Below are 7,280 nucleotides of genomic sequence, written 5' to 3'. Positions count from 1 at the left end.
AATTTATTTCAACAAAGGGGCTGGTGCTCTGCCATGGACGCGCAACCTTTATGGGACCGGCAGCTGATGCTGGATTATCAGTTTTATTTCGAGCGCAAGGAACAATTTGAAATGCAGGCGGATACGTATCCGGTATGGGTGCTCTTTGCCGTCGAGACAGGGAAGTTCCGGTATCGGATCGATGCGGAAAGCGGGGAAGCCGGCGCGGGTGAGCTGATTTTTTGCCCGCCGGGCAGCACGTTTCATCGCGAAATGGTGTCGCCTCTAAGACTCCACTATATCGGCTTCCGATTCGCCGGAAGCGGACCAGCCGAAGCGAGGCCGATGCTGCCATCCGTCAAATCGCACCCGGCGGACGACAAACGGCTTTTTTCGGACTTCGCCTACTTGCGCAAGCTTCATCTCGCAGGCGATGCCCGCAGCTTCCACCGCAAACAGACGGTACTTAACGATATTTGGCAGCTTGCATGCGAGGATTGGGAGGAAGACAGGCATCTCGAAGATCAGCTGGAGCCTCCTCCCGTATCGGAAGACGAGCTGATGAACCGGGCGACGGAATGGCTCCATCGTCACGCCCATGCCCCGTTCGGCATGAACGACCTTTCCAGCCAGCTCGGACTAAGCCCCGTCCAGTTTACACGCCGGTTCCGGAAAGCGTTCCGCATGACGCCATCGGATTTCGTGCGGACGTTGCGCATCCGCAAAGCGGCGGAACTGCTGCTCGATACCGACTTGACGCTGGATCAGATTGCCGGCCGGTGCGGCTACGAGAACGGTTTTTATTTAAGCCTTGTATTTGCCAAAAGTATGGGGATGCGGCCTTCCAAATATCGCGAGATGAACCGGGTATAGACGGCGTGTGTGCACCCCCGTCTCCGTAGGAAAAGCTTCCAAACGAAGTCTTTTCCACCCGTCCAAGCGGGTTTTGGCAAAAATAACGGGTACGAATCGCTCTTATTCGCATTTCCTCCCCCGCTTGAAGCAGGGCGGAAGGTCCAAACCGCTACGAGCATGAACAACTTGCGACACCTGCTCACCTGAAAAGGCGGATGAGCCCTTATCTGCTTTAGCACGGTGAGAATTTGAGCATTCTAATCAAAAAGACCGGCCCCATGTCAGTCTGCATGAGGACCGGTTCTTTGCTCGTTCTGCCGTTCTGCCGTTCTGCTGTTCCCCCGTTCCGCCGCTCCCGTCCGCCGAAGCCGGAATGTTCCGCTCTGTGCTCCGTCGTCATGGCTGCGGCAAATGCCTGACGCAATCATAAAGCTTATACGCCCACTTCCCGTCGTTACAAACGACCTTCGTAACGGAAGTATTGCGCAAGTCGTCGCCTGTCGATTCGTCCTTCATCAATTCCTTTAACGTCTGCCCCAGGAAATACCCGTGAGTGACGACGAGCACGTTTTGGCCTGCATAACGAGAGGCGATATCCTCGATAAAGCCGATCCCGCGCGCACGCATGGACTCATGGGTTTCCTGGCCCATATCCAGCTCCTTCCAGGCAGCCCCCCATCGCGCCACCCGTTCTTCCTCCGTCGTGTCGGCGATTTTCCCTCTGTCCATCTCGCGCAGCCGCCGGTCGAAGCAATCCACCGGCTTGCCGATCGCCGCAGCTATAAGCTCCGCTGTTTCCCGGGCTCTTCTCAGATCGCTGGAGATAAAGACGTCCCACTGCTCCTCGGCGAGACGCCCGGCCACGAGCTGCGCTTGCGCCCTTCCTTCCGCATTTAGCGGGTTCGGCGTATGTCCTTGCGCTCGCTTCTCCAGATTGTGATCGGTCACGCCGTGTCTGACGAAAGTGATTACAGCCATGCTGGTTCTGCTCCCTCCTCATTCGTAATATGCCGCTTTTGCTCCAAGCCGGCTTCAGGCTCGGTTTCCGACCTGGCTGGCCGAAGCCAGGATAGACGAAACTGTCGCCGTCTCGCCTTTTTCCGGATGATAAGCATAAATGCCTCTCGTACGTTGCGATCCTGGATGACGGCTGTGCAGCGTTATGACCGCCTTGGGCGCAATCCCCTCGATCAGATCGGCGATCGCATCAGGATGCGCATGCCCTCCGTTGCACAACGAATGGCCTGTAATGCCGAACGTTTTCAAATATTTGGCCACATCGGGATGCTCCAGCTTTACGCTGTAATCGGACTGGATGAAATGCGATCGCCCCTGCAGATCGCCAAGCGTTTCCAGCTCGATCAGATGGGCAAGGTCGGGGAATTTGAAAAAGTATACGTATTGCTGTTTACGCCCGGCCAGTTCCTCCAGCGAAATCGTCCTGTAAGGCATCGTCGTCATCGGGTTCGTCACAGTTGCGTCGATCACCCGGATATCCGCGCCGAGAGCCGGATGCCCCTCCAGAATGCGCAGCCCCTCACGATTGGCGGCATGCCAGATCAGGGCATGGGACGCCTCCATCACGATCTCCCGCCCGTTCTTGTTGGCAATGGCTATCAGGTTAGCCATTCGTTCCAGATCGCGGGGCGACATTTGCACATACACGAGTCCTTCCGCTTCGTCCACAATATCGGAGTATCGGGCCAACAGTTCGTCTTCCGTCATCTGACGCGTAACCTCGGCGGACGGGTCGGCCGCCAGACGCGTGCCTTCCGTAATCAGCAGGTCGACCCGTTTCTCCCGGCATAGCCGGATGAACCGGTCGATCCGCTCCGGATGTTTGCCGTGCCGCCGCCAGTCTCCTGTATAAGCGATTTTGCGGACGCCGTCATCGATGAGGATTCCCGCTGATCCCGTCGCATTATGGTCCATCTCAATAATCTGCATCGTAAATTCGCCGAAATCGACGACGCTTAGATCCTCGCATGCCTGAATCTGCGCCGCAGTATCCGGAGAGTGCCCTCCCGCCACCATGCCCCGATACAAGGCATAGGCGTCGCGGTTCATGTAGACGGGAAGGCCCGGCTTCGCATAAGGAAGAACCGCCATATGGTCCGTATGCATGTGCCCGATAAACACGCTGATCTGCCCGTACGAAGGAAACTGCCGTTCGCCCCATACCTGGCGCACCTTCCGCATATCCAACCCGCCCAGCTGCTCCGGATCGTACAGCTGAACCAGCGGCGCGGTCATCCCGCCCAGCATATATTGCCGCAGCTCCCGGCCGGGCGTCGCTCCTACCGGCTCGTACAGCGTCAGCTGCTTGGGGAACAGCAGACTGCTATGCTCTACGCCAAAATCGAACAAAAGCCCCTGATCACCTTTGCCGTAAACAACCTGTACGCCTCCCGACTTCCCTACCCCGCCGAAAAAAGTCAATTGCCCTTCGGGCATAACGTTCTCCTCCTCCGCTCCTTCAGTCTGCTCCCGCCATCCGGAACCGCTTCATCGCACATGCTTCCTCTCCTCTTTCAAACCATTTCCGCATGCAAAGGAAGCCTGGCCGGAGCAGTGGTTACCCGTGCCCGTCCAAAGATAGGATCGCCCCGTGCTCCCGCAGCTTTTGCCGGATCGTTTGCACATCCACCTCTTCGGGCGTGATATTTTGCTTCGCCGCTATCGCGGCCCCGATGCCCACCCCTTCGCCTACGGCCATACAAGTAGGCATCACACGGGAGGAACCGAATACAACCGGGTCCACGCTGATGCACCTGCCGCTTAACATGAGCCGCTTGATGTCTTTGGAAATCGTCGCCCCGTAGGTGATGCCATAAGGGCCGGCAAGCGAACGGATCAGTGTCGAATCCCCCGAGCCGCTGTGAATATCGATAATATACGATCCTAAAGCGATCGTGTCTTCGGGAATGATTCCTTGCACCGCCGCGTCTTCGCGTATCATCTGCATACCTTTGATCCGGCGGGTTTCGCGGATGCCCAGAAACGGCGCGATGGAGGACAAATAAATATGTTCAAAGCCGGGGATATGCTCCTTCAGCATCCGGATGAGGGGGAGGATCTGCAAATGCGACTCGACCTCGCCCCGGCTCAGCTCCTCGATCCGGGTGCCGTCAAAGTTCAGGATGCGAATGCAGTTTAAAGCGATATGCCCCTCCCGCGGCAAGTTGATATAAATAATCGTATCCCGATCAATCGGGCATTTCCCTTCTTGTCTCAGCCGGGATATCGTATTTTTTAATCCGACGAATACATGATTTTCGCTGGCCCGCAGAAATTCCGCCGTATATCCGGGACGTATTTTCATCGAGGAACCGTGCTTGAGCTCTTCCGGGTGTTCCTCCAGAAAATTCATAAACCGCTCCAGCTCGAAGCCTCCGACCGTAAACATTAAGGTGGGGGGTTGCGTCTCGCCGTTCGCATACTGCCCCTTTTCAAATTCGGCTCCCGCCATAAACGCAACGTCGCCGTCCCCCGTCGCATCGACAAATACGTCGGCAAACAGTTCGATTTCTTTGCCTTTGCCCTTCACAATAACCGATTGTAGCTCGCCGTTCTTGACGGTGGTCCCGATAATTTCGCAATGGAGCAGCGGACGCACCCCGTATTTTTTTACTTTTTCGAAAAGCACGATTTTCATTAGATTCGGGTCAATCACCGTCGTCGAATTGTGCAAGGGACATGCCCGGTGGCCGAACGAACCGTCCAGTTCGATCAGACGGTCCACGATCTCCTGGGGCAGCCCGCCGGTCACCTGCCGTCCCCCAGCGTCCAAAAAAGCCAATAAAGGCAAGCCGATCGTCATATTTCCGCCTAAAAAGCCTTGCCGGTCTACCAGAATGGTTTCCGCGCCTTCACGCGCCGCCGCGATCGCCGCTCCAATCCCCCCGGCGCCGCCGCCCAGGACGAGCACCTGCGTTTTTATTTGTTCTCGTTTGACATTATCCTGCATACGGGTCCCTTCTTTCTTCTCATCATGTCGGTTCTTTGAAAGGGAATATCGCTGATCCATAACTTCATTTCATTATATAGAGGCGATCATCGCCCGAACATGCAAGATTATTTCATTTGCGCATATATTTTGTTTCACCACGAGGCACTGTAGCAGTTTACAACTAGCGACAACATGAAAAGCCCTGTCGGGCGGATTCATTCCCCAGAATGATCCGTCCAAGCAGGGCTTAACGAGAGACTGACGATTCATTGTGTAGAAGTGTTAGTAGGCCGTTCCAAGTGAAAAGTTACCTTCTTCTGCTCAGACAGGTTGTCCGGAATCCCTTGATTGAATAAGGATTGTAAGGTAGGGGATTCCAGACAAAACTCGCCAGAAGGTCATCTTTTCCCTTTCCACTTGGTTGTCCACATGGAATCGACAGCCTCTAAGGAGCAAGCTTACTTTGGAATAGCTGACGATACCCGCCGGTGCGAACGGCTTTCCAAAACCTTAATAGCCAAGCACCGTAACATAAAAGTCGCTATCAACCGGAGTATCGCCCGGATTGGCAATCTGCACCCGAAAACCGTTCGCGGCGGACGATACGACCGAATAGACCAGTGCCGCGCCGCCTCTTGCCGTAATTTGCGGGACGATGCTGTCCGCCGAGCTCAACGATTCGCCAAGGACGATATCGACCAAGCCGGTACCGGCTCTCGTTACGGAAGCAATCCCCTTTCCCGCCTTCAGGATCGCATCGGTGCCGTTCAAGCGGATATGCCCATAGGCGACTGGCGTCAGAAACCACGACCCTCCTGCTTCGTTGGCCGCTGTGTTCACCTTGGCGTTCATCGCTCCGTAGAAGGCGTTGTCCTTCCCGACCTTGACTCCGTAGCCGGACGCCGGAGCCGGAAGCGATACGCCGGCGGTCATAAACGGTTGATCGCGATTGCGAAACGTATTGCCGTTTATGACACCGCTTACATTGGCTGAAGCCACGAGCACTCCGAAAGCGACATTGTAGTCGCTCACCTGAACGTTGTCTACGACATTGCCTGTGAACGAAAAATCTTTGACCGTATTCCGCAGTGTAAGCGCGGATCGCAGTGAATTGCGAAACACATTGCCGCTGACGGTCACATTTTCGAAGAAGGAGATGCTGACCGCACCGTCGTTCGGATGGTAGCCGTAGCCTTGGATATAGTTGTCCGCGACAATCAGGCTGCGCCCGATCAGATCGTCCGTTCCGCCCGGGCTGAAGGCGGTAATGGCCGCTCTCCGGTAAGGGTCCGACGGCTCCAGGATCAGCTCGTTGCCGACGCATACGATATTACGCGGCGGAGCCTTGCCGTTCGTATCGTTGGAGCCGCCCTCGTCGATGCCGATGGCGATATACGATCCCCGCGTCACGTTGCCGATGAACCGGATATTGCGCCCCCCGTGGGTATCCAGCGACTTCCATGTCGTTGCCCCCTTGACATGGTTGAAGGCGATATCTACGTTATCCGACGGCCGGCCGATCGTCAGATTCGGATCAGGCACGCTCGTGCTGCCATGAAGCCGCGTGACGGCGATGCCGTACACGTTGTAGTTCGGCTTTGCACCTGCAAAGCCGGGGGACAGCTGCTGTATCGTATTGCCGACGCATGTGCCATCGACGATGCCGTACAAGCGGATGCCGTCCCGGCCGCATCTGCTGATCTTGTTGTTAATCGCGCGGAAAGAGGTGACGTTGTCGGCTAGGATGCCCGACTGGCCGAAGCCCTCGATCCGGCAATTCTCGACGACGATTCGTTCCCCTACGTCGGTAAGCGCTTGCATTTGAGCGGCGTTGTAGCCGAGAACTCCCCGCTGATACCACCGGCCCCGTATATCGATGCCGATATTTTCAGCGTATTGGGCGTTCCAGATCGCTGCATCCTGGTCTCCGTTCACCCAGTCGGGCACGCCCGTGCCGTACCACGGACCGCGTATGTCGAAGCCGTCGATCGCAATGTCCCGGCTCCCGGGCTCGATGGCGAAGCCCGCATAAGCGCCCGGATTCGGCTGCAGGATGATCACGTCGCCCTCCGCCGCCAGACGGGTGCCGGATCGAACGATCGGCGTGCCGCCCGTAAAATCGTAAGTACCCGGCGAGAAGCGAATCGTCCTTCCTTGCGCGCCGTCGAGCGCCGTCTGCACGTCTGCATAATTTTTGCCGCCTGTGTAGATCAGCGTTCCCAGCACCCCGGCCACCGTTCCTCCGCCGTAGCCGATAAGCTCCGCTCCCTTGGCCGGGTCCGCCCCATCGGCCAGATCGGCGGCGAGCTGTTCGCAGCAGTCCTCCGCCCTTCCGCCATAGACGGACTCCGTTACGGAGCCGGGCATAGCTGCTGCGGAATAACCGAAGCTTGCGGCCGAGGCGGCTCCAGCCACCGCCATCGCCATCCCGGATAGCAGCTTGCGCCGGCTGATTGCCGTTTTCCTTTCGGACATGTGCACGACCTCCTGTTATGGG

Annotated in this window: 5 protein-coding genes; 1 reads left to right on the top strand and 4 read right to left on the bottom strand. The window is 56.9% G+C overall.

What is annotated here, in order from left to right; translation table 11 throughout:
• On the top strand, window positions 1-852 hold an 852-nt coding region (locus AC3Y2E_RS17295; RefSeq protein ID WP_379212480.1), incomplete at its 5' end, for an AraC family transcriptional regulator.
• 378 nt (window positions 853-1,230) lie between these two features.
• On the opposite strand, the gene AC3Y2E_RS17290 is transcribed toward AC3Y2E_RS17295, so the two are convergent.
• From AC3Y2E_RS17290 to AC3Y2E_RS17275, 4 genes are all read right to left on the bottom strand, one after another.
• A complete protein-coding gene (locus AC3Y2E_RS17290) occupies window positions 1,231-1,812 on the bottom strand; it encodes a histidine phosphatase family protein (protein WP_379212478.1) in 582 nt (193 codons plus the stop codon).
• A gap of 54 nt (window positions 1,813-1,866) precedes the next feature.
• Window positions 1,867-3,288 carry an MBL fold metallo-hydrolase gene (locus AC3Y2E_RS17285; RefSeq protein ID WP_379212476.1) on the bottom strand — a complete coding sequence of 474 codons (1,422 nt, stop codon included), beginning with the start codon at window positions 3,286-3,288 and terminating at the stop codon, window positions 1,867-1,869.
• Window positions 3,289-3,409: 121 nt separating this feature from the next.
• Window positions 3,410-4,801: an FAD-dependent oxidoreductase gene (locus AC3Y2E_RS17280; RefSeq protein ID WP_379212474.1), complete on the bottom strand. Its 1,392-nt coding sequence runs from the start codon at window positions 4,799-4,801 to the stop codon at window positions 3,410-3,412.
• 492 nt (window positions 4,802-5,293) lie between these two features.
• Complete coding sequence (locus AC3Y2E_RS17275) at window positions 5,294-7,258, bottom strand: right-handed parallel beta-helix repeat-containing protein (protein WP_379212472.1); 1,965 nt, start codon at window positions 7,256-7,258, stop codon at window positions 5,294-5,296.
• Window positions 7,259-7,280 lie beyond the last annotated feature (22 nt).

This window comes from Paenibacillus sp. MAH-35 (assembly GCF_058135425.1).
This window is presented reverse-complemented; position numbering and strand designations above follow the sequence as displayed.